Source organism: Rhodanobacter spathiphylli B39, assembly GCF_000264295.1.
In the GTDB taxonomy this organism is placed as follows: Bacteria; Pseudomonadota; Gammaproteobacteria; order Xanthomonadales; family Rhodanobacteraceae; genus Rhodanobacter; species Rhodanobacter spathiphylli.
Genome location: NZ_AJXT01000004.1, coordinates 90,775 through 112,089, shown reverse-complemented (window position 1 = coordinate 112,089; position 21,315 = coordinate 90,775). Strand labels below are relative to the sequence as shown.

The window sequence follows — 21,315 nt, the reverse complement described above, 5'->3', positions numbered from 1 at the left end:
CCGCGGGCAGCGGAGGCTTCAGTAGACGTCGCGCCGATAACGTCCGTGCTGGCGCAACTGGTCGACCCGCGCCACGCCCAGCACCTCGTTCAGTACCGCGTCGACACCGGGCGCGAGACCGTCGAGGCTGCCGCAGACGTAGATCGCCGCACCCGCGTCGACCCATGCCAGCAAGTCATCGGCCGCCTCGCGCAGTCGCTGCTGCACGTGGATGCGCTCGGCCTGGTCGCGCGACCAGGCGAAATCCGCGCGCTCGATCCAGCCCTGCGCGAGCCAGCGTTCGATCTCTTCGCGGTAGAGGAAGTCGTGCGCCCGCTGCCGTTCGCCGAACAGCAGCCAGTTGCGCCGGTGCCCGCCAGCGATGCGCGCCTTCAGCAAGGCGCGCAATGCCGCCAGCCCGGTGCCGTTGCCGATCAGGATCATCGGCCGCCCATCCCGCGGTGGATGGAAGTTGCTGTTGCCGCGCACGCGCAGGGCGATCTCGGCCCCGATCGGCGCATGCCCGGTCAGCCAGCCCGAACCGAGCCCGAGGTAACCGCCGCGGCCGCGCATCTGGCGCACCAGCAGGTGGATCGCGCCATCGTCCGGCAGCGAGGCGATCGAATACTCGCGATGCGGCAGCCACTGCAGCAAGGCCGCCACCGCCTCTTCATCCAGCCCGTCGACTTCGTCCGCTTCGGGCAGGCGGCAACGCGCCAGCAGTCCGGCCAGCGGCTGCCGCTGCCTGCGGTACGACACCGGCACGCGGCCATCCAGCGACCGTGCCGACAGCCATGCCGCCACCCGTTCGGCCGGATGGCAGGGGCCGATCTCGACCAGGTCACCAGCCTGCCAGCTGGCACTGCCCTGCAGCGGCTGCAATGCCAGGTGGAAACAGGGATCGCCCACGCTGCCGGGATTCATCAGGCGGCGCTCGACCAGTTGCCAGCGCTGGTACTTCGGCGCCTGCCAGTCGGGCAGATCATTGACGCCGGACAGCCACGACAAGTGATGCTGCCAGTGGCGCAGGCTGGCCTCGTCCTCGCTGTCCACTTCGACCGGATCGAACAAGGCCTGTGCGCCGCTGGCCTGCAACCAGCGCTGCAGCTGCCGACCGAAGCCGCAGAACTCCTCGTAGTCACTGTCACCCAGCGCCAGCAGGCCGTAGCGCAGGCCAGCCAGCGTCTGCGCTTGCGACATGACCTGGCGGCTGAAAGCCAGCGCCATGTCGGGCGGTTCGCCGTCGCCGGTGGTGCTGGCCACGAACAGCACGCGGCTGGCGCGATGCAGATCCTCGACGGTGACGCCGTCGATGCCGTCCAGTCGCGCCGCCATGCCGGCTGCCTGCAGGCTTTGCAGGGTCTGCCGCGCCAGTTGTTCGGCGAAGCCGGTCTGGCTGGCGTAGATCACCCGCACCGTGGTGTCCGCCACCAGCTGCGGGATGACGGCGGCGCGCTCGGCCGCGGTGGTGGCCTGGCCAGCCGCCATGTCCAGCATCTTCGCGGGCTTGCGCGGTGCCACCGCCGGCCGATGACGCAGCCAGCCGAGCAGGCCCAGCCATGCCAGCAGCACCAGCGCGGCATCGAGCCAGCGCTCGCCACCCGGATCGCGCCAGTGCAGGCCATCCACATGCAGCAACAGCAGCAGCGCGGCAAGCAGGCCGAAGCCGCCCAGCAGGATCGCGTTGCCGAGCAGCGTGCGCCGTGCGGTGATCGCGTCGCCCGGTTTCATCGGCGCAACTCCGCCGCGAACGCCGGCGACATGCGCTGCTCGAAACCCTGCGCGGTGCGCACGATCATCAGCACGGCCAGGCCATGTTCGCGGGCGTAGGCCATGCCGTGCTCGGCGCCGAGCACGCTGAGCATGGTGCCCAGCGGATCGGCCTGCATGCATTCGTTCGCCAGCACACTGACCGACGCCACCTCGTGCGGCACCGGCCAGCCGCTGCGCGGATCGATGTGGTGCGAATAGAACCGTCCGTTGTCCTCGAACACGTGGCGATAGTCGCCCGAGGTGGCGACCGCGCGGTCGTCCAGTTCGATCGTGCGTACCAGTTCGTCGGCGGCGCTCACCGCGCCGGCCGCCGCATCGGGCCGCTCGATGCCGACCCGCCATGGCATGCCATCCGGCTTGCGGCCGCGTGCCTTCAGTTCGCCACCGACCTCGACCAGCCACGTCGTCGCACCGATCCGCTGCAGGTAGCGGCCAACCTGGTCCACGCCGTAACCCTTGGCCACCGCAGAAAGATCCACGCAGACCCCGCCCGGCTGCCATGCCCGATGACCGACCGGGTCGAGCCTCAGCTTCCACCAGCCGACTCGCGCCTTCGCCTGCTCGATCGCCGCAACCGTCGGCGGTTGCCGCGGCCGCTGGTCGGGGCCGAAACCCCACAGGTTCACCAGCGGCCCCACGGTCGGGTCGTACGCGCCATCGCTGTCCTTGGCCAGCTGCAACGCATGCTGCAGGACCTCGAAGAACTCCGGCGGCAAGGCCTGCCAGCTGCCGGCCGGCGCGCGGTTGAAGCGCGACAGCTCCGACTGCGGCCGGTACGTGCTCATCTGGCCGTCCACGCGATCCAGTTCGGCCTGGATGCCCCGCCGCACCTGTTCCGTCGATTGGGCGGACGGCAGCACCAGTTGCACCGACCAGGTGGTGCCCATGGTCTGCCCGTCCATACGCTGCAGCTGCGTCGCCGCCAACGGAGCGGAAACAGCCAGCAGAATCAGACAGACGGCCAGACGCGGCAACGACATCATGTCTACTCGGGCAGCACTTCGAGCGTCGCCGTATACGACAGGCGGCGCTTGCTGGCGAACTTGCTGCCGCTGTTGTCGTCCTGCGTCGTGGCGTTGATCCAGTACATCCCCGCATGCGGCCAGGTCAGCCGGAACTTGCCGTCGCTGCCGGTCTGCGCGGTGATCGCGTCCTGTGCGTTGCGGTAGCGGGTGGCACCGGCGATCGCGCTGACCTTGAGGTCGCCGGCCGGCCTGCCGTCCAGCAGCAACTGGAACGTGGCCGGCTCGCCGGCGACCAGGTCGGTGACGCGGGTAACCGGCACCAGCTCCAGGCCCTGCCCGGTGGGTTTCAGTGCGGTGTCGTTCGGCTTGCCGTTGCTGATGAAGGTTTCCACCCGGTTGCTGGAGGCCGTCACCTGCACGTTCTTCGCCGCCCTTGGGATGGCCGAGCGCAGTTCGTCGGCCTTGCCCCGCCAGCGCCTTTTCTGGCCATCCAGCTCGTAGCTGGCAGACAGGCCGCTGCTGACCAGTGCCAGCTTGTACGTGCCCTGCTGGTTCAGTTGCAGGTCGAACACGCTGCGATATTTGCCGACGGCCTCATTTGCCGGTTTGGCCGTCTGGCCGTCCGGCGCGGTGATCACCAGCTGCTCCAGCGACGCCGCGTGGTGGTCGGGATGGAACAGGTCGTTCGAGATCGCCGCATCCACGGTGACCCACGGATCGGCGCCGGCGACATTGGTGGCCGACGGCAGCAGCCACATCTTGTGCGCCTGCACGGCCAGCGGCGCGGCGATCGCCGCGGCCAGGACGATCCATTTCAGGGTGCGCTTGTGCATGTTCACTCCGGACAATTCGGGAACGGGATTCACGGGTTGATGTCGAGGCTGACCGCGCCGAGTTCGCTGCTGCCCCGCGCGGTCAGGTGCTGCGTGGTGGCACCCGGCCAGGTGAACGGCACACGCACCACTTCGCGCCCGCCGACTTCGCGGGCGGCCTCCACCACCAGCACGTAATCACCCGCAGCCAGCGTGCCCAGCGGCGCCTGTCCGTCGACGAAGTTCAACTGGTGCTGCCCGGCAGGCCGGGTGGCGCCGGAGACGCCATCCACCGGCAACGCCAGCTCGCGACCTCCGCGGCGCCACCACTGGCGCAGGTCGGGCAACCACTTGTTGCCGGCACCCTCCTTGCTGTCCTTCTGCGCGTACCACACGGCCAGCTGGGCAGCCACGCTGCGGTCGGCGCGCTCGATCCAGATCGCGGTATACGGCCGGTGGTATTCGGCCACCTTCTGCTCGGGAATCTGCACGGTGAGGTTCAGCTCGGCCGCGACCAGCGGCGTGGCCAGGGCCAGGGCGAAACAGGAAAGCAGCAGACGACGCATCGCGGGAATTCCGTTCAATGGATGAAGATCAGCGCCAGCACCACCGGCAGCACCAGACCCAGGCTCACCAGCGGCCAGGTGGAGGTGCGCCGCGCGGCGTGGAGTTTCAGCAGGAACAGGCCGGTGATCGCGAACACCAGGCAGGCCAGCGCGAACACGTCGAGAAACCAGCTCCACGCCGCGCCCGCGTTGCGTCCCTTGTGCAGGTCGTTGAGGTAGGCGATCGCGCCGCGCCGGGTCAGTTCGTATTCGACGGCGCCGCTGGCGCGGTCGATGCTGAGCCAGCCGTCGCCACCGGGGCGCGGCAGCGACAGGTAGACCTCGTCCACCGACCACTCGGCCACGCGGCCGGCCGCGTGCGCCTGCAACTGATCATCGAGCCACGCCGCCACCGCCGTCGGCAGCGCGGCCTTGCGCGCGTCATCACCGTCGACCGCAACACGCAACTCCGTGGGCAACACGAGGTTGCGATGGGTCACCCGCGGCGTGGCCTCGATCTGCCGCGCATGGTTCAGCGTGATCCCGGTCAGCGCGAACAGCAGCAGGCCGACCAGGCACAGCGCCGAACTGATCCAGTGCCACTGGTGCAGCTGCCGCATCCAGAACGCGCGGCGCTGCGGACGCATCGATTCGGCGTTTGCCTGTAGCTGACCCATGGTTATCCGTGTTTCGCGCTTGCCTCTCGGCCGGGAACTGCGGCGAGCGGGCAAGGTCTGGAAGGGCGTGGAGGCCCGTGTTGCGGGCTTCCGGATGGTCGACATTATTTAGTAAACAAGAATCAATCGCAACTACGGGAGGCGCAACACGCCGCTGCCCGCCGCCCACTCTGGAGTCACCCATGCGGATTCTCCTGGCCGAAGACGACTCCTCCATCGCGGAAGGCATCTGTGCGTCCCTGCATCATGGCGGCCACGCGGTAGACCACGCTGCGCGCGGCAACCTGGCCGACGCAGCCCTGCGCGACTACGAGTACGACCTGCTGGTGCTGGACTTGGGCCTGCCCGCGCTGGACGGCAGCGAGGTGCTCAGGCGGTTGCGCGACCGCGGCACCAGCATGCCGGTGCTGGTGGTCACCGCACGCGATGGCCTGGCCGAGCGCATCCGCGTGCTCGACCTCGGCGCCGACGATTACCTGGTGAAGCCCTTCGAACTGGCCGAGTTCGAAGCGCGGGTGCGCGCACTGCTGCGCCGCGCCAGCAGCCAGGGCAAGCCGGAACTGCAGCTGGGCCGGTTGCGCGTGGACCTGCCCGGCCATCGCGCCTGGATCGAACAGACTCCGCTGGACCTGACCGCCCGCGAATTCGGTCTGCTGGAGGCGCTTGCGTTGCGCGCCGACCGGGTGACCAGCCGGGCGCAGCTGGTGGCCGCGTTGTGCAACTGGGACCAGGAACTGACCGACAACGGCCTGGACATCGCCATCCATCGCCTGCGCCGCAAACTGCGTGACAGCGGCACCAGCGTGCGCACCATCCGGGGGCTGGGTTACCTGCTGGAAGAAGTAAACGAGGCCCGGATCACCTCCTCATGACATCACCTCCCACGCGCTCCCCGCGCCCCAGCCTGCGGCGACGCCTGCTGTTGCTGCTGCTCGTTCCGATGGGCGTCCTGCTGGTGCTGGATGCACTGTTGAGCTACGGCGTCGCCCTTACCTACTCCAACCGCGTCCATGACCAGGATCTGCGCGAGGACACGCAGAGCCTGGCGATGATGGTCGGCAACCTGCAACCGGGCGACGAGTTGTCGCCGCAGGCGCGGTTCCTGCTGGAATACGATCCGGATGGCCGCAGCTACTTCAGCGTGCGCAGCCGCCTGCACGGCCTGCTGGCCGGCAATGGAACGCTGCCGCAGCCGACGCAGATGCCGCCGATCGATGCGCGGCCGATCCTTTACGACACCCGACTGGCGAAGCGTCCGCTGCGCGCGGCCGCCATGCAGATCGAGGCGACCCGGGAGCCTGGCGACAGCCTGGTCGTCAGCTTTGCCGAAACCCTGCACGACCGGCACGAGCAGGCGCGCGACATCCTGCTGATGGCCACGGTGATGCAGACGCTGTTGATCGTCTGCGTGCTCTCGGTGGTCTGGTTCGGCGTGGGTCGCGGCCTGCGCGTGCTGGAGCCGCTGACCGCGCGGCTGGCCGCGCGCAGTCATGAACTGAGCCCGATCGATGCCGCCGACGTGCCTGCCGAGATCCAGCCGCTGACCCGAACCATCGATGCCCTGTTCGGACGCCTGCGCAACATGCTGGCGTTGCATGACCGCTTCATCGCCGATGCCGCACACCAGTTGCGCACGCCGTTGACCGGGCTCAGCCTGCACGTCGAACACGCGCTGGCGGAATCCCGCCCCGAAGCGGTGAACGAGGCCCTGCAACACATCCAGCAATTGACCCGCCGCGCTGCGCGCACCTCGGCACAGCTGTTGGCGCTGACCCGGGCCCAGGCGCCCTCGCTGGATACCGGAGAAAGCCGCCTGCTCGACCTGGCCCGACTGGTTCCCGATACCGTGGCCCAGCGCGTGCACGAGGCGATCCGCGCGGGCGTGGATCTCGGTTACGAAGGCGCCCCGGGAACGTGGCCGATCATCGGCGATGCGGCCAGCCTCGGCGACCTGCTGGACAACCTGATCGACAATGCGATGCGTTATGCCGGCCGCGGCAGCGTGGTCACGGTCAAGCTGGGCGGACACGCCGATGGCAGCTGCTGCCTCAGCGTCGAGGACAACGGCCCCGGCGTGCCGGCCGAACTGCTGCCGCGCCTGAGCGAACGCTTCTTCCGTGCCGCCGGGAACAACGAGGAAGGCAGCGGACTGGGGCTGGCGATCGTCCAGCGCATCGCCGAACGACACCAGGCTCGCCTGACCTGCAGCCTGATCGCGCCGCACGGCTTGCGCGTGGAGGTGTGCTTCCCGCCACTCGACGCGCCACGCCCGCCATCGTCGGGCGACCAGGATCGCCACGACGATTCCGCATAAGCCCCCTCGCCCGCCGTCGTTGCAAAGGGGGAAGAAAGATTCCCCGGCCACAATCAGGTATTCCACGCAACCCTCCCAAAGAGTCAGCGCGCCGTGCCATTTCGATTCCACAAGGCAGCATGGAACCCGCGCTGGCATCTCTGGTCGTGCGCCGCCGTGCTCACCCTGCTCGCCGGTTGCGCGGCGCCGTTGCCGAAGCTGAGGCCGCCGATACCCGCGCAATTTCAGCATCGGCTCGCCGGCAACGCGGCGCAGCCCACCGACCTGCATGGCTGGTGGCGCAACTTCAACGATCCCGCGCTCGACACCCTGGTCGAGCGTGCGCTGGCCTCCAACCTCGACCTGGCGCAGGCCGTCGAACGCCTGCGTGCCGTGCGCGTGATGCACGCGCGTTCGGGCGCACGCTACCTGCCCGCGTTGCGTGCCAGCACCAACGACGTGATCGATCCCGACGCCAGCGCCTCCTATTTCCTGGTCGGCTTCGACGCCAGCTGGGAACTCGGCCTGTTCGGCCGCGCCGAAGGAACCCGCCGCGAAGCGCAGGGGCAGCTCGACGCCGGCGTCGCGGACCTGCGCGGCGCCCGCGTGAGCCTGGTGGCCGAAGTCGTGCGGCAGTGGATCAGCCTGCGTACCGCCCAGCAGCAGGAGCAACTGTTGCTGCGGATCAGCCAGTCGCGCCGGCACGCCCTGCAACTGGTGCGAACGCGACAGCAGCTCCAGCTTGCCCCGCCCGACGCGACAGACCGCGCACAGGCGGCCCTCGACCAGGCCGAGTCGGCACTCGTCGCGCCGCGCGAGGCGATCAATGCCAGCGCATGGCAGCTGGCGGTGCTGCTCGGCCAGAACCATCCCGATCCTGCCTGGCTGAAAATCGGCCCGATACCCGAACTGGGCCCGTGGAACCTCGACGCCACGCCGGCCGAACTGCTGCGCAGCCGGCCGGAGATCGCCCGTGCCGAAGCCGACGTGCTGACCGCCGCCGGCGAGCTGGCAACGGCCCACGCCGACCGGTTTCCCCGCATCGGCCTCGGCGGCTCGATCAACTGGTCCACCGACATCGACAACAACCACCGGAAAAGCAGCACGCCGAACGCGATCGACTCGTATGGACCGGAGGTCAGCATCCCGCTGTTCGACTGGGGCATTCGCCTGGCCGCCGAGCACGCCAGGGATCACCAGTTGAAAGCCCGCGTGCTGGCCTACCGGCAAGCGGTGCTGCAAGGCATGGCCGAGGTGGAAACCGCACTCGGCAGCATGCAACAGCAACGCCAGCGCGAGCAGCACAGCCTGCAGGCCTGGCAGGCGCTGCAACGGGTCGATCAGGCCACCGGCAAACGGGCGAGCCTGCAACTGGCCAGCCCGCTCGATCGCAACGGGAGCCAGCTCGCCGTCGACCAGGCCGCACTCGACCTGAGCGAGGCACGAGCCGGACACGACCTTGCCTACGTCACCCTGTTCAAGGCACTCGGCGGTGCACCCTTGCCAGCTGCCGGCGACCCGGATGAGACCGTTGCAACCGGCCAGGCCAATGCCGGATCCGGAGCGCGCCACTGATGGTCGCCCTGGCCCGCAAGACCCTGGTCTACGAATGGCGGCGCTTCCTGCCGGCGATGCTGGCGGTCGGCTTCGCGGGCTTGCTGCAACTGCTGCAGATCGCCCTGGTGCTGGGCATCTTCGGCAGCACCAGTCTCTACGTCACCGGTTCGTCGGCCGACGTCTGGGTGGGTTACCCGGGCACCCAGAGCGTCGGCCTGGGGCGTTCGATCGACGCCGACCTCCAGTCGCGCCTGTTGATGGACCCGCAGGTGCTGCGGGTCGAACCGTATCTGTGGGTCGATGGCGACTGGCGCGGGCCACGCGAGACCGGTGGTGCATCGGTGTTTGTCTCCGGCATCGATCCGGCGGCCGACGGGCTGATGTTCTCCAAGGTCCTGTCGCCTACCCTGCGCGCCCGGCTGGTCGAACCCGACGCCATCATCGTTGATCGCTCGGCGCTGGATCAGCTGGGCATCGGCATCGGCCAGAGCGCGACCATCAACGGCCGGCGCGTGCGCGTGGTCGGGATCGGCACCGGCCTGCGCGCGCTGGGCGGCGTCAACGTGCTGTGCTCGCTGGACACCGCCCGACGACTCGACAACGACGTCACCGACAACGGCCCGACCTACCTGGTCGCCAGCCTGCGTGACCCGGCCCGGGCCGCCACCGTGGCCGCGCGCCTGCGCGGCGCCACGTCGTTCGGCCCGTACACGACCTGGAGTGCCAGCGACTTTGCGCAACGGTCCGTGCGTTACTGGCTGTTCGATACCGGCGCCGGCGCCGGCGTGATGTTCCTGGCCGGCATCGTGTTCCTGGTCGGCGCCGCGATCACCAGCCAGACCCTGGTCGCCGCCGTCAACGGCTCGATCCGCGAATACGCCACCCTCAATGCGCTCGGCGTCGGCGTGGGCGCCTTGCGCAAGGTGGTGCTGGAACAGGCGTTCTGGGTCGGCGCACTCGGCTTGCTCGGCGCCAGCGTGCTGGGCATCGTGCTGCTGCTGCTGGCGCGCAGCCAGGATGTCCCGGTGGTGTTGAACGCGCCCTCGGCGCTGGCCTGCATCATCCTGGTGATGGGTCTGGCCGCCGTGTCCGGACTGGCCGCGATGCGCAGCCTGAGGCGCGCCGATCCGGCCACCTTGCTGAGATGAACACGATGCATTCCGGCAACCTCATCGAACCGGCGCGACGGCCCGCCCTGCAGGCCGTCGAGGTCAGCAAGGCCTTCGTCTCCGGCCACCAGCGCACCCAGGTGCTCGATCGACTCAGCCTGGCCATCGAGGCGGCCGAACTGACCCTGATCTCGGGCCCCTCGGGCTGCGGCAAGAGCACCTTGCTGGCGGTCCTCAGCGGGCTGCAGCAAGTCGATGGCGGGCAGGTCCGCGCGCTGGGCAGCGAACTGGGCCAGCTCGACCTGCGCGCGCTGGAACGCTTCCGCCTGCAACACACCGGCTTCGTCTTCCAGGGCTTCAACCTGTTCCCCGCGCTCTCCGCGTTCGAGCAGGTCGAGCTGCCGCTGAACCACATGGGCCTCACCCGCGACGAGGCACGTCGGCGCGCCCGGCAATCGCTGGAGGAAGTCGGCCTGGGGCAGCGCATGCGGCTGCGCCCGTCCGAGCTGTCCGGTGGCGAGAAGCAGCGCGTGGCGATCGCCCGCGCGCTGGCCAAGCAACCGGAGCTGCTGTTCGCCGACGAGCCGACCAGCGCGCTCGATGCCGCCAACGGCCAGATCATCATCGACCTGCTGCACCGCATCGCGCACTCCCACGGCACCACGGTGCTGTGCGTCAGCCACGACCCGCGCCTGGTCGTCCACGCCGATCGCGTGCTGGCGATGGAAGACGGCCGCATCCTCAGCGACCGGCGCAACCAGGCGCCACTTTCCGATTCCCGGGGAACTCCATCATGAAGCCGCCCGCTCCTTCCTCATCACGGCCGTGGCCCTGGCGAACGCGCTGCCGCGGCCCCGCGTTCGCCATCGCCGCCCTGCTCGCCGGCTGCTCCGCCGCCGATGCACCGCCGGCGGCCACCAGCCAGGCCACGCCCGCCTATGCGGCGGTCGCCCGCGGCCGCGTCGACATCGAAGGCGGCCTGCTGAATCTGGGCATGCCACGCGAAGGCATCCTCGCCAGCGTGGCGGTGCGCGAGGGCGAACAGGTCAGGCAGGGACAGTTGCTGGCCACGCTGGACAGCGAGTCGGCCCGGCTCGCCGTGGCGGCCGCCCAGGCAGAACTGGAACAGGCGCAGGCGCAGGCGACCCTGCTCCGCATCAAGCTGGCCGCGGCAAGACAACGGGCGCAACGCCTCGCCCAGGCCGTCGCCGCCGGTGCCGGCGACGGGCAGAGCGCGGACGATGCGCGCGAGGCCGCCGCCCTGCTCGACGCCGACCGGCAGGCCAACCATGCCGCCATCGACATCGCCAGCCAGAAGCTGGAGCAGGCCCGCTACGAGGTGAAGCAGCGCAGCCTGTTCGCCCCGTTCGATGCCGAGGTGATCCGCGTATCGGCGCAGCCCGGTGCCGGCATGTCGCCCGCCTCGCCGCCGCTGTTCGTGCTGTTGCCGCACAAGCCGCGGATCGTCCGCGCGGAACTCAACGAAAGTTTCATCGGCGCGATCCGGCCCGGCATGCCGGCCGAAATCGTGGCCGACAGCGCGGATCGGCAGGCCCCGTGGCGCGCCCACGTGCTGCGCATCGGCGAGGTCTACGGCCCGGCCCAGCTCGAGAACGATCCGCAGATCCGTGCCAGTGCACGCACCGTGGAGTGCGTGCTCGCCTTCGACAAGCCGCAGACGCTGCGCATCGGCCAGCGGGTGATCGTGCGCTTCGGCACCGCCCCGGCCACCACCGGGGCGCCATCGAAAGACTGAGGAAACCGCGTTCTGCCACGCTGCCCTCCGGCACGCACGGCGGACACGCCTCCACTCGCCGCACACACCGCAGGACAACCGCGTGATCCAGCAAACCGAGTTCTTCTTCGAAGGTGGCCGCAGCGGCGTGTTGCTGATCCACGGCCTCACTGGCACGCCGATGGAAATGCGGCTGCTCGGCAAGGGACTGCACAAGGCCGGCTTCACGGTGCACGGCATGCAGCTGGCCGGGCACTGCGGCAACGCCGACGACCTGCTCGCCACCGGCTGGCGCGACTGGTACGCCAGCGTGGAAACGGCGGCCGACGACCTGCTCGGCAAGGTCGACCACCTGTTCGTCGGCGGGCTGTCGATGGGCGCGCTGCTGGCGCTGAAGCTGGCCGCGGATCGGCCCGCACAGGTTTCCGGCGTCGGCGTCTACGGCGCCACCTTCCGTTACGACGGCTGGAGCATTCCGCACATGGCGCGGCTGTCGTTCCTGCTGCCGCTGCTTAAAAGGCTGGGCATTGGCCGCCACCGCAGCTTCATGGAGCAGCCACCCTACGGCATCCGCGACGAGCGGCTGCGTGCCCAGGTCAGCACGGCGATGCTCAGCGGCGACAGCGCCGCCGCCGGCCTGCCCGGCAACCCCTGGTATTCGCTGGCCGAAATGTATGGACTGGCCGCCGATGTGCGGCGCCGACTGCCACAGGTGAATGCGCCGTGCCTGGTGGCGCATGCCAGCGATGACGACGTGGCCAGCGTGCGCAACGCCGAACTGGTGGTGCGCGGCGTCAACGCGCCCACCGAGCTGTTGTTGCTCGAAGACAGCTACCACATGATCACCATCGACAGGGAACGGCGCACCCTGATCGAACATTCGGCCGCCTTCTTCGACCGCGTCGTGACCGCCGGCAATGCCGGGCGCATCGCCGCCTGAGCCGGCCCGTGACCGGCTCCCTTTCCACCCTGGTCGTCGGCCTCTGGCTGCTCAACATCGTGCTGGACACGACTGGCCAGCTCGCCTTCAAGGCCGCTGCCGGCGACAGCGACGCCGGCGATGGCCTCGCCCGCTGGAAGCACATGGCGGCGCGGCCGTGGCTGTGGCTCGGCATCGGCTGCTACGCCGTCGAGTTCCTGGTGTGGATCGCCTTCCTGTCGCTGATCCCGCTGTCCGAAGGCGTGCTGCTGGGCTCGATCAACATCGTGGCGATCATGCTTGCCGGTCGCCTGCTGTTCGGCGAGAAACTGACCCGCCTGCGCGTCATCGGCATCGCCCTGGTGACGCTGGGCGTGGCGATCGTGGGGCTCGGCGGATGAGGCGCTTCTACCTGTTCGGCTTCCTGCTGCTGATGGCCTTCGACACGCTGGCGCAGATCAGCTTCAAGGTCGCCGGCAGCCAGGCGTTGCCGGTGCAGGCCAGCGTCGCGTGGCTGTTGCGCGTGTTCGGCCAGCCGTGGATCTACGGCGCGGTGGTCGGTTACGTCGGCGCGTTCTTCACCTGGATGGCCTTGCTCAAGCACGCGCCGATCGGGCCCGCGTTTGCCGCCTCGCACCTGGAAGTGGTGTCGGTGATGCTGCTGTCGATCTGGCTGTTCGACGAACACCTCACGGTCGCGCGCGTGCTCGGCGCCATCGCCATCATCGCCGGCATCGTCTGCCTGGGCCTGGCCGAAAGCCGCGAGCAGCCGCCCGACGACGAGCCTGCGCCGGCACGGGTCTGAGCGCTGCGCCCATGCCGCCTCGTCGCCGCCACGAACTGCCGCCCACCGCCGGACTGCCGCTGCGGCCGGGCGACCTGCGACCCGGCGCGCCGACGCTGGCCGCCGATATCGCCGCGCAACTGGGCACGCCACCACTGCAGCTGGAGTGTTCCGGCACCGCCTGCCTGCTGATCGCGCTGACCACGCTGAGTGCGTTGCAACCGACGCGCCGGCGCGTGGTCGTACCCGCCTTCACCTGTCCCCTGGTCGCCATCGCGGTGCACGCCGCCGGGCTCGAACTGCAGCTGTGCGATCTGCGCCCCGGTCACCACGACATGGACCCGATCGCCCTGCGCGCGGCCTGCGACGAACGCACGCTGGCGATCATCCCCACCCATCTTGCCGGCCGCGTCGCCGATGTCGGCGATGCGCTTGCCGTTGCCCGCAACGTCGGCGCCCGGGTGATCGAGGATGCCGCCCAGGCGCTGGGCGCACGACGCGATGGCGGCAGCGTCGGCATGACCGGCGACATCGGATTCTTCAGCCTGGCCGCCGGCAAGGGGCTGTCAATTTACGAAGGCGGCCTGCTGCTGGCGCGGGAACCGGAACTGCGCGAGCGACTGGCGCGCACCGCCGCACGCATCGTGCCGAACCGCATCGGCACGGAATGGCGGCGTTGCATCGAATTGCTGGGCTACGCCGCGTTGTACCGCCCGGCCGGACTGCGGCTGGCGTACGGCCGTCCGTTGCGGCGCGCGTTGCGCCGCGGTGATCCGGTCGCCGCGGTCGGTGATGATTTCCCGCTGACGATTCCGCTGCATCGGGTCGGCCGCTGGCGCCAGGACGTGGGCGCGCACGCCGCCGTCCGCCTGCCGGCGTTCCTCGACCAGTTGTCCGCACAGGCGCAGCGTCGCCTGCCGCGCCTGCGCCGCATCCCGGGCGTGCGGGTGCTGGGCGACCCGCCCGATGCGCAGGGAACCTGGCCGTTCCTGCTGCTGCTGCTGCCCGATCGGCAACACCGCGACGCGGCGCTGGCGCAGCTGTGGTCATCCGGTTACGGCGTCAGCCGCCTGTTCATCCATGCCCTGCCCGACTACGCCTATCTCGAAGAGATGGTTGCCGCGCAGGACGTGCCGCACGCCCGCGATTTCGCCGCACGCAGCCTCACCGTCAGCAACAGTCCATGGCTGGATGACGAGGACTTCGAAACGATCTGCCGCACGCTGGAAGCAGTGCTGGCCTGAACTCAGGCGGATACGGCCGAGATGGCGTCCAGCAGCCGCAGGTTCAGCGCGTGCTGCTGCGCCTGCCAGCCGACGAGTTGCGCGGGGTCGATCGCCGGTTGCGCATCCATCGCCGACAGCCGGCGTTTCCACCAGCTGCGGTAGCGATAGTGAGAAACCTCGCCATTGATGTCGCTGCCGACAAGGCCGCGCCGCAGGCTGCCGATCAGCTCCAGTGCATGATCGGTCAGCAGCTGGCCCTGGTCCCAGTTGGTATGCGCCACCTCGGGAGCAAACACGTCCTTGTCAATCGAAAGGTAGCTGGGCATGGTCCGCGAGCGTTGCAGCTCGACGAAGGCATCGACCATCGCGGCGGGGGTATCGAAGTTGCGGAAGGCCCGCGCCAGGCCGAGTCGGCGCGACCAGGCCGTGTCCACGCCGATGCTCCAGTAGCTCAGCTTGCCGCCACGCAGCGGCGCCAGGCAGTTTTCCCACGCGTGCGCCGCGCCGATGTCGGTCGAGGTGATGCCGAGCACATGCACGTGATCCACCTGCGGCAGCAGAGCCACCTTGCGCACCCACGAACCGCAATGCACGCCGAACGGGAAGCGCATGTTGTCCGGGTGATTGTCCAGCACGACGACCTGAAAGGGCTTTTCCTGCGGCAACCGCGCGATCAGCGGCCAGCTCAGGTGATGGAAGTCGCCGCTGCCCAGGAACACGGTGCCGTGATCGGCCGGCAGCAACTCGTCCAGCACCATCGCAAACCGCCGCATGGTCGAAAGCGAACTGGCGAAGCGAAGCGACTCCTGCCAGCGCGCCAGCGGCAGCACCAGGCGGTCGCGCAGCGGGCCCACCGATGCGTCGATGTCGAGCACCACCGGGCGGTTGGCGATCTCAGTCATCGGCGGCATCCTTCAGCAACTGCCATGGACGATCGCCTTCGAAATGATTGCCGAGGCGACGCAGCAAGCCGCGCAACAGCGGATTGCGCGCGTACACCGCGTGGCGGGTGAAGGTCATCCTGGCGCCCAGGAAGGACTTCACCTCGGGGTCGGTCCAGCCGGCCACGTAATGCGTGAGTCCGCGTCGGCGCGCGTAGTCGAGGTTGTGCATCCAGCTGACGAAGTACAGGTTGTGCTCGCGCGCCTCGGGGTAGGCGAAGCCGATGTACTTGTCGATCAGCTTGCCGCCGTATGCGTAACAGAGATTCCAGCCGATCACCTGCCCGGCGTGACGGTAGACGAAGACCACGCCGCCGCTGTCGGCGTCCTGCAGCAGCGCGCGGAAGAACGGTGCCGTGAGCCGGTCGAAATGGGTTTCGCTCTGCGCGTACACGTTGTCGAACAGCGCGTGGAAAGCCGTCAGGGTGGCCTCGTCATCGAAGCGCCCGTCCCCGGTCGGCACCGCCTCGATGTCGAGATCCGCCAGCGAGCGCAACTTGCGCCTGATGTTCTTGCGCCGGCCAGCCGACAACCGGGCCAGATACTCGTCGTTCGAGGCGAAGTCGATCGGCACCCAGGCCAGCGCCTGGCCTTCCAGCAGCACGAAGCCCTCGGCCTCGCAGGCGCTGGCGAACGCACGCGCATGCGCATTGCCGGCGGCATCCAGCAACGGCGAGTCCTGCGCGATGTCCTTCACGATCAGCAGCCGGCATTCACGCCCGTACGCCGCCTTCAGCCCATGCGCCAGCGCGGCGGGGGAAACCGCCGGCGGCAGCGGCGCATATTCGGTCACGGTGGTGCCGGCAAAGCGGGTGCGCCAGCGCAGCAGCCGGCGCCAGTGGCGGTACAGCGGCAACGCTTCCATGCGGCGGCGCAGCGTGTCGTCGGCCGTGGTCAGCAGGTCGAACGGCGCCACGAACGCCGCCATGCCCTGCGGCGAATGATCCACCGCGAAGCCGGCCGGCGGCTCCCGCATGAACGCCGCCAGCAACGCGTCCGGCTCCAGTTGTGCGATGAAAGGCATGCGTAAGCGAGGGTACCTAGACTGTGCCGGCGCAGTTTGCACGGGGCACCTTGCGCGAGCCTTCCATCGTGCCTGCCACCCGAGGACATCCCATGACCGCAACGATCCAGCAGCAAGTGTTCGAGATCATCGCCAAGCAGGCCAAGACCGACGTGGCCAACGTGAAGCCCGAGTCGACCCTGAAGGACCTGGGCATCGCCTCGCTGGAGGCGATCGAGCTGATCTTCGACATCGAGGAACAATTCAACATCAACTTCCCCGACCAGCAAGGCGCCAACTTCGGCACCGATACCGCGCAAAGCCTGGTCGACGCGGTGCAGAAGGCGTTCGACGACAAGGCCGCCGGCAGCGAAGGCGACGCCTGATGTCCACGCCATCGTTGCAACGGGTGGTGATCACCGGCATGGGCGCGATCAGCGCGCTTGGCATCGGTGCCGAAGCCTTGTGGCAAGGTCTGCGCGAGGGTCGCAGCGGGATCGGCCCGTTGCGTCATCCGGATGCCGACCGGCTGAAGCTGAAGATCGCCGCCCAGGTGCCGGCAGACTTCGACCCCGCCGCGAACATCGACGAACGCACCGTGCCGCTGCTCGACCGTACATCGGAATTCGCGTTGCACGCGGCAAGCGAGGCGATCGGGCAATCCGGCATCGATTTCGGCCAGTCCGCGCTCGGCCTGCGCACCGCGGTGGTGGTCGGAACCGGCGTCGGCGGCGAGACCACCCAGGACGAGCAGAGCCGCCGGCTGTATGCGGAGAACGCCCAGCGCACGCATCCGCTGACGATCGTCCGGCTGATGACCAACGCCTCGGCCAGCCAGATCAGCATCGCCCATGGCTTGCGTGGCCCCACCTTCGCCGTGGCCAGCGCCTGCGCGTCGGCCAACCACGCGATCATCCAGGCCGCGCAGATGATCCGTTACGGCATGGTCGACGCGGCCGTCACCGGCGGCACCGAAGCCTGCCTCACCTACGGCGCGATGCGCGCATGGGAAGCGATGCGCGTGCTGGCCGACGACACCTGCCGCCCGTTCAGCGCGAACCGCCGCGGCCTGGTGCTCGGCGAAGGCGCCGGCATCTTCGTGCTGGAGTCGCTGGAACACGCCCGCGCCCGCGGCGCCACCATCCTCGCCGAACTGGCCGGCAGCGGCATGAGCGCCGACGCCACCGACATCGTGATGCCCAGCGCGGAAGGCTCCTCCGCAGCCATGCGCCAGGCGCTGGCCGATGCCGGTCTCGCCCCGCAGGACGTCGACTACATCAACGCCCACGGCACCGGCACCCAGGCCAACGACGTCACCGAGACGAAGGCCATCCGCCTCGCCTTCGGCGCGCACGCCGACCGCCTCGCGGTGTCCTCCACCAAGTCGATGCACGGCCACGCCCTGGGCGCCTCCGGCGCACTCGAACTGGTCGCCGTGATCGGCGCGCTGCGCGACGGCGTGGTGCCACCCACCGCCAACCTGGACCAGGTCGACCCCGCCTGCGACCTTGACTACGTGCCGAACGTGGCGCGCGAGATGCCGGTGCGTGCCGCGATCTCCAACTCGTTCGCGTTCGGCGGGTTGAACGCGGTGCTGGCGTTGAAGCGGGCGCCCTGAGCGGCGTCGCCTCAAACAAGCCCGCCTCTCGCTCGTCATTCCTGCGAGACGCTTTTCAACAGCCGAAGGCTGGTCAGGCAGGAATCGCACTTCAGCCGTCGCGCAAGACGACGAATGCCTAGGAGCACGCTCGCGCGCGATGCTCTTGTTCGGCGCACCGGCTCTATAGAGCAAGAGCTTTCGTCTGCCTTCGGCAGCCGAGTTACTTTCTCTTTGCGTGGCCAAAGAGAAAGATAACCAAAGAGAAAGGCCACCCCGCTTGGCGCTTGCCGCCCATCCATGGGCGGCAAGTCCGTGAGCCGGGGCCGGGCTTTTCGAGCGGGCTCCTGCCCGCGCGAAAAGGCGAGTCCATCCATGGACTCGCCCGCTGCGCGGCCTGTCGTCCCCGACTCACCGCCGCGCAAGGGACCCCGGTAGAGCAGCGGGCCATCCTGGCCCGCACTTTCAAAAAAAACGGGAGCAAAGCTAAAGCACTGCGCGTGGCCTTTCATGTTCCTTCACAAGGGCAAGAGTTGCAGAACCGGTCGCTGATCGGCCGCTTGCGATCTGAGGCGAACGTTCGAAAGTGCACTCTGACCCGGTTTTCGGAGTACATGCTGGATATCAGGTCAATGAAGGCCGCAGCAATTGCAGCCGTAGTTGCCAGACAGGTAGAAGTTGAACGGCGGCTTCTGGCCGATATCGGGCCGCGCGGAAACTTAAGAAAGTTTGACGTCGTCAAGTTGGCGCGGAAGACATAGACCGCTCCTTGCGATTGACAGCAGTCGCGGTTACGTTCGCGGCATCTTCTTCATGGAGTCCACAGACATGGTCATTGTTCCTGACGAAGAGATAGATTTCAGTAAGACGCTTGTCGGCAAGGATCCGATCGGTCCTCTCTCCAAGCTGTTGTGGGAATGCCAGCAAATTCACGCTGCTAAGGACGTCGATCCGTTGGTGCGGATGTTCATGTCGCAAAACGCCGCGGCGTCGGCTTGGCATCTTACAGATTGGATATGGGTGCGGTGCCCTCCTGAGCGCTTAGATGATCTTCGAGCTGCCGTTAGATGTAAGGGTGACCAGTTCTCTGACTTCGCGTCTGCTGTTCGGGAGGCAAGCTTGGACGTCGCCATTTGTCGACAACTCGCGACCGCAGGAAAGCATGTCTCAGTGAAGCGCGGCGAGATGAAAAATCTAAGCATTGAAGTCGAGCACAACGAGGACAAAAATCAGTCCAGTGTGTGGATCTGCCTGGACGGAAAGCGGTCGTCCGACAACGACGTCTACGCTGGCGCTCTTCGCTGGTGGATTGATTTGTACATCCATGTGGGGTTTCCCGAGGCACAGAACCTTTTAAGAGCGCTGGGGCAGCGCACTAAGGGTTGATGTTCGTGCAGAAGATCACCCGGCAGATTCAACTTTTGCATGCGAAAACCCGGGTCGAAAACCCGGGTCAGAGTGCACTTTTTTCAACGGCCGCTTCTGGCCGATAGAAGACGTTCCCCTTGCCGCCGCGCCCTGCTCTCGCAACCGCGAAGCGGTTGCGCACCGAGTGCGCGCCAGGATGGCGCGCTGCTCTACCCGGGGTCCCTTGCGCGGCGGTGAGTCGGGGTCGACAGGCCGCGCAGCGGGCGAGTCCATGGACGGACTCGCCTTTTCGCGCGGGCAGGATGCCCGCTCGAAAAGCCCGGCCCCGGCTCACGGACTTGCCGGGCACGATGCCCGGCAAGCGCCAAGCGGGGTGCTTTTTCTCTTTGGTTACTTTCTCTTTGAGCACGCAAAGAGAAAGTAACTCGGCTACCGCAGGCAGACGAAAGCCCTTGCTCTGGCTGGAGACTCTGCCGCAGACATGATGGATGAAGTGCGATGCCTGCCTGACCAGCCTTCGGCTGTTGAAAAGCATCTCGCAGGCATGGCGGGGAGAGGGAGAAAGTCGCGGGCATGAGAAGGCCCGGCAGTCGCCCGCCGGGCCTTCAATCCACACCGCGCAAATCAGCCCTTCTTGGCCTTCGTCAGCAGCTGATCCAGCAGGCTCATCGCCAGATCAATCTCCTCGTGGGTGATGTCCAGCGACGGTGCGAAGGTGATCACGTTCTTGTACCAGCCGCCCACGTCGAGCACCAGGCCGATCTTCTTGCCGTTGTGCGTGAGATCGCCAGCCAGACCGATGTCGACCATCCTGTCGAGCAGCGCCTTGTTCGGGGTGAAGCCGTCGTCGGTGCAGATCTCGGCGCGCAGCGCCAACCCCAGGCCGTCGACGTCGCCGATTTCCTTGTGCTTCTTCTGCAACTCGCGCAGACCGTCGAGGAAGTGCGCGCCCTTCTTCGGCACGCTCGTCTCGTAGTCCAGCTCGTAACCCATCTTGATGACTTCGAGGCCGAGCGAGGTGCCGAGCGGGTTGGAGTTGAAGGTACTGTGGGTCGAGCCGGGCGGGAACACGGTGGGGTTGATCAGTTCCTCGCGCGCCCACAGGCCGGACAGCGGATTGAGGCCGTTGGTGAGCGCCTTGCCGAACACCACGATGTCCGGCGTCACGCCGAAGTTCTCGATCGACCACAGCTTGCCGGTGCGCCAGAAGCCCATCTGGATCTCGTCGGAGACCATCAGGATGCCGTACTGGTCGAGCACTTTCTTCAGGCCCTTGAAGAAGCCCGGCGGCGGGATCACGTAGCCGCCGGTGCCCTGGATCGGCTCGACGTAGAACGCGGCGTATTCGCACTGGTTGGTCTTGGGGTCCCACACGCCGTTGTATTCGGTTTCGAACAGGCGGGCGAACTGGTTGACGCAGCTGTCCGAGTATTCCTCTGCGGTCATGCCCTTGGGACGACGGAACGGGTACGGGAACGGCAGGAACATCGCACGCTCGCCGAAGTGGCCGAAGCGGCGGCGGTAGCGGTAGCTCGACGTGATCGACGAGGCGCCCAGGGTGCGGCCGTGGTAGCCGCCCTCGAACGCGAACATCAGGCTCTTGCCGTTGCGCGCGTTGCGCACGATCTTCAGCGAATCCTCGATCGCCTGCGCGCCGCCGACGTTGAAGTGCACGCGGCCGTCCAGGCCGAACTTGCGCTTCGCATCCAGCGCCACCGTCTTCGCCAGCTCGATGCGGCTCTGGTGCAGGTACTGGCTGGCCACCTGGGGCAGCAGGTCGATCTGGTTCTTCAGCACGTTGTTGAGGCGCTTGTTGCCATAGCCGAAATTGACCGCCGAGTACCACATCTGCAGGTCGAGGAACGGCGTGCCGGCGCTGTCGACCATGTAGCTGCCTTCGCAGGTACGGAAGATCTTCGGCGGGTCGACGTAATGGACGGTGTCGCCGAACGAGCTGTACTTCGCCTCGTCGGCGAGCAGCTGCGCGTCGTCGATCACCACCGAGGTGTTCTTGTCGAAAGCATTCATGGGG

At 67.9% G+C, this 21,315-nt stretch carries 21 protein-coding genes; 13 read left to right on the top strand and 8 right to left on the bottom strand.

What is annotated here, in order from left to right; translation table 11 throughout:
• Positions 1 to 18: 18 nt before the first annotated feature.
• The 5 genes from UU7_RS01225 to UU7_RS01205 form a co-directional block, all read right to left on the bottom strand.
• On the bottom strand, positions 19 to 1,710 hold the full coding sequence (locus tag UU7_RS01225) for a flavodoxin domain-containing protein (protein ID WP_007804606.1): 1,692 nt from the start codon (positions 1,708 to 1,710) through the stop codon (positions 19 to 21).
• On the bottom strand, positions 1,707 to 2,654 hold the full coding sequence (locus UU7_RS01220; protein WP_425480499.1) for an FAD:protein FMN transferase: 948 nt from the start codon (positions 2,652 to 2,654) through the stop codon (positions 1,707 to 1,709). Before UU7_RS01220 ends, UU7_RS01225 begins: the two co-directional genes overlap by 4 nt.
• A gap of 83 nt (positions 2,655 to 2,737) precedes the next feature.
• A complete protein-coding gene (locus tag UU7_RS01215) occupies positions 2,738 to 3,550 on the bottom strand; it encodes a DUF4198 domain-containing protein (protein WP_007804602.1) in 813 nt (270 codons plus the stop codon).
• A 29-nt stretch (positions 3,551 to 3,579) separates the two neighbouring features.
• Entirely contained in the window at positions 3,580 to 4,095 is a 516-nt protein-coding gene (locus UU7_RS01210) for a DUF2271 domain-containing protein (RefSeq protein ID WP_007804600.1), read from the bottom strand.
• Positions 4,096 to 4,109: 14 nt separating this feature from the next.
• Positions 4,110 to 4,751, bottom strand: a complete 642-nt coding sequence (locus tag UU7_RS01205) for a PepSY-associated TM helix domain-containing protein (protein ID WP_007804599.1) — start codon at positions 4,749 to 4,751, stop codon at positions 4,110 to 4,112.
• 182 nt (positions 4,752 to 4,933) lie between these two features.
• Here UU7_RS01205 and UU7_RS01200 point away from each other — a divergent pair, with 182 nt between their 5' ends.
• From UU7_RS01200 to UU7_RS01155, 10 genes are all read left to right on the top strand, one after another.
• Complete coding sequence (locus UU7_RS01200) at positions 4,934 to 5,623, top strand: response regulator (RefSeq protein WP_007804597.1); 690 nt, start codon at positions 4,934 to 4,936, stop codon at positions 5,621 to 5,623.
• The gene (locus UU7_RS01195) at positions 5,620 to 7,065 is read left to right on the top strand and encodes a sensor histidine kinase (RefSeq protein ID WP_007804595.1); all 1,446 of its coding nucleotides are present in this window, start codon (positions 5,620 to 5,622) and stop codon (positions 7,063 to 7,065) included. The genes UU7_RS01200 and UU7_RS01195 overlap by 4 nt, the downstream gene beginning before the upstream one ends.
• A 93-nt stretch (positions 7,066 to 7,158) precedes the next feature.
• The gene (locus UU7_RS01190; protein ID WP_050981398.1) at positions 7,159 to 8,619 is read left to right on the top strand and encodes a TolC family protein; all 1,461 of its coding nucleotides are present in this window, start codon (positions 7,159 to 7,161) and stop codon (positions 8,617 to 8,619) included.
• A complete protein-coding gene (locus UU7_RS01185) occupies positions 8,619 to 9,749 on the top strand; it encodes an ABC transporter permease (RefSeq protein ID WP_007804591.1) in 1,131 nt (376 codons plus the stop codon). The genes UU7_RS01190 and UU7_RS01185 overlap by 1 nt, the downstream gene beginning before the upstream one ends.
• On the top strand, positions 9,746 to 10,507 hold the full coding sequence (locus UU7_RS01180; RefSeq protein WP_007804590.1) for an ABC transporter ATP-binding protein: 762 nt from the start codon (positions 9,746 to 9,748) through the stop codon (positions 10,505 to 10,507). The genes UU7_RS01185 and UU7_RS01180 overlap by 4 nt, the downstream gene beginning before the upstream one ends.
• Positions 10,504 to 11,466, top strand: a complete 963-nt coding sequence (locus UU7_RS01175; RefSeq protein ID WP_007804588.1) for an efflux RND transporter periplasmic adaptor subunit — start codon at positions 10,504 to 10,506, stop codon at positions 11,464 to 11,466. Before UU7_RS01180 ends, UU7_RS01175 begins: the two co-directional genes overlap by 4 nt.
• A gap of 82 nt (positions 11,467 to 11,548) precedes the next feature.
• On the top strand, positions 11,549 to 12,385 hold the full coding sequence (locus tag UU7_RS01170) for an alpha/beta hydrolase (RefSeq protein WP_007804586.1): 837 nt from the start codon (positions 11,549 to 11,551) through the stop codon (positions 12,383 to 12,385).
• Between the two features lie 8 nt (positions 12,386 to 12,393).
• Positions 12,394 to 12,765 (top strand): DMT family transporter, encoded by a 372-nt coding sequence (locus UU7_RS01165; RefSeq protein ID WP_007804585.1) that lies wholly within the window; start codon positions 12,394 to 12,396, stop codon positions 12,763 to 12,765.
• Entirely contained in the window at positions 12,762 to 13,169 is a 408-nt protein-coding gene (locus tag UU7_RS01160; protein WP_007804583.1) for a DMT family transporter, read from the top strand. The genes UU7_RS01165 and UU7_RS01160 overlap by 4 nt, the downstream gene beginning before the upstream one ends.
• Before the next feature lie 11 nt (positions 13,170 to 13,180).
• A complete protein-coding gene (locus UU7_RS01155) occupies positions 13,181 to 14,392 on the top strand; it encodes a DegT/DnrJ/EryC1/StrS family aminotransferase (RefSeq protein WP_007804581.1) in 1,212 nt (403 codons plus the stop codon).
• A gap of 2 nt (positions 14,393 to 14,394) precedes the next feature.
• Here UU7_RS01155 and UU7_RS01150 read toward each other — a convergent pair whose 3' ends face one another.
• Both UU7_RS01150 and UU7_RS01145 read right to left on the bottom strand, forming a co-directional pair.
• Positions 14,395 to 15,276, bottom strand: a complete 882-nt coding sequence (locus UU7_RS01150) for an arginase family protein (protein ID WP_007804578.1) — start codon at positions 15,274 to 15,276, stop codon at positions 14,395 to 14,397.
• Entirely contained in the window at positions 15,269 to 16,339 is a 1,071-nt protein-coding gene (locus tag UU7_RS01145; RefSeq protein WP_007804576.1) for a GNAT family N-acetyltransferase, read from the bottom strand. The genes UU7_RS01150 and UU7_RS01145 overlap by 8 nt, the downstream gene beginning before the upstream one ends.
• A gap of 92 nt (positions 16,340 to 16,431) precedes the next feature.
• On the opposite strand from UU7_RS01145, the gene UU7_RS01140 reads away from it, so the two are divergent.
• The 3 genes from UU7_RS01140 to UU7_RS01130 all read left to right on the top strand — a co-directional run bounded on the left by UU7_RS01140 (position 16,432) and on the right by UU7_RS01130 (position 19,301).
• Entirely contained in the window at positions 16,432 to 16,704 is a 273-nt protein-coding gene (locus UU7_RS01140; RefSeq protein ID WP_007804574.1) for an acyl carrier protein, read from the top strand.
• Positions 16,704 to 17,936: a beta-ketoacyl-[acyl-carrier-protein] synthase family protein gene (locus UU7_RS01135; RefSeq protein WP_007804571.1), complete on the top strand. Its 1,233-nt coding sequence runs from the start codon at positions 16,704 to 16,706 to the stop codon at positions 17,934 to 17,936. Before UU7_RS01140 ends, UU7_RS01135 begins: the two co-directional genes overlap by 1 nt.
• An 807-nt stretch (positions 17,937 to 18,743) precedes the next feature.
• Positions 18,744 to 19,301, top strand: a complete 558-nt coding sequence (locus UU7_RS01130) for a hypothetical protein (protein ID WP_157581792.1) — start codon at positions 18,744 to 18,746, stop codon at positions 19,299 to 19,301.
• Positions 19,302 to 19,907: 606 nt separating this feature from the next.
• On the opposite strand, the gene UU7_RS01125 is transcribed toward UU7_RS01130, so the two are convergent.
• Positions 19,908 to 21,311: an aspartate aminotransferase family protein gene (locus UU7_RS01125; RefSeq protein WP_007804568.1), complete on the bottom strand. Its 1,404-nt coding sequence runs from the start codon at positions 21,309 to 21,311 to the stop codon at positions 19,908 to 19,910.
• Between the last annotated feature and the right edge of the window lie 4 nt (positions 21,312 to 21,315).

Bases quoted from the DNA above. Each gene is read 5' to 3' on its own strand.
- UU7_RS01225 (WP_007804606.1), bottom strand. From the start codon at position 1,710: ATGAAACCGGGCGACGCGATCACCGCACGGCGCACGCTGCTCGGCAAC.
- UU7_RS01220 (WP_425480499.1), bottom strand. From the start codon at position 2,654: ATGGACGGGCAGACCATGGGCACCACCTGGTCGGTGCAACTGGTGCTG.
- UU7_RS01215 (WP_007804602.1), bottom strand. From the start codon at position 3,550: ATGCACAAGCGCACCCTGAAATGGATCGTCCTGGCCGCGGCGATCGCC.
- UU7_RS01210 (WP_007804600.1), bottom strand. From the start codon at position 4,095: ATGCGTCGTCTGCTGCTTTCCTGTTTCGCCCTGGCCCTGGCCACGCCG.
- UU7_RS01205 (WP_007804599.1), bottom strand. From the start codon at position 4,751: ATGGGTCAGCTACAGGCAAACGCCGAATCGATGCGTCCGCAGCGCCGC.
- UU7_RS01200 (WP_007804597.1), top strand. From the start codon at position 4,934: ATGCGGATTCTCCTGGCCGAAGACGACTCCTCCATCGCGGAAGGCATC.
- UU7_RS01195 (WP_007804595.1), top strand. From the start codon at position 5,620: ATGACATCACCTCCCACGCGCTCCCCGCGCCCCAGCCTGCGGCGACGC.
- UU7_RS01185 (WP_007804591.1), top strand. From the start codon at position 8,619: ATGGTCGCCCTGGCCCGCAAGACCCTGGTCTACGAATGGCGGCGCTTC.
- UU7_RS01180 (WP_007804590.1), top strand. From the start codon at position 9,746: ATGAACACGATGCATTCCGGCAACCTCATCGAACCGGCGCGACGGCCC.
- UU7_RS01175 (WP_007804588.1), top strand. From the start codon at position 10,504: ATGAAGCCGCCCGCTCCTTCCTCATCACGGCCGTGGCCCTGGCGAACG.
- UU7_RS01160 (WP_007804583.1), top strand. From the start codon at position 12,762: ATGAGGCGCTTCTACCTGTTCGGCTTCCTGCTGCTGATGGCCTTCGAC.
- UU7_RS01155 (WP_007804581.1), top strand. From the start codon at position 13,181: ATGCCGCCTCGTCGCCGCCACGAACTGCCGCCCACCGCCGGACTGCCG.
- UU7_RS01150 (WP_007804578.1), bottom strand. From the start codon at position 15,276: ATGACTGAGATCGCCAACCGCCCGGTGGTGCTCGACATCGACGCATCG.
- UU7_RS01145 (WP_007804576.1), bottom strand. From the start codon at position 16,339: ATGCCTTTCATCGCACAACTGGAGCCGGACGCGTTGCTGGCGGCGTTC.
- UU7_RS01140 (WP_007804574.1), top strand. From the start codon at position 16,432: ATGACCGCAACGATCCAGCAGCAAGTGTTCGAGATCATCGCCAAGCAG.
- UU7_RS01135 (WP_007804571.1), top strand. From the start codon at position 16,704: ATGTCCACGCCATCGTTGCAACGGGTGGTGATCACCGGCATGGGCGCG.
- UU7_RS01130 (WP_157581792.1), top strand. From the start codon at position 18,744: ATGGTCATTGTTCCTGACGAAGAGATAGATTTCAGTAAGACGCTTGTC.
- UU7_RS01125 (WP_007804568.1), bottom strand. From the start codon at position 21,311: ATGAATGCTTTCGACAAGAACACCTCGGTGGTGATCGACGACGCGCAG.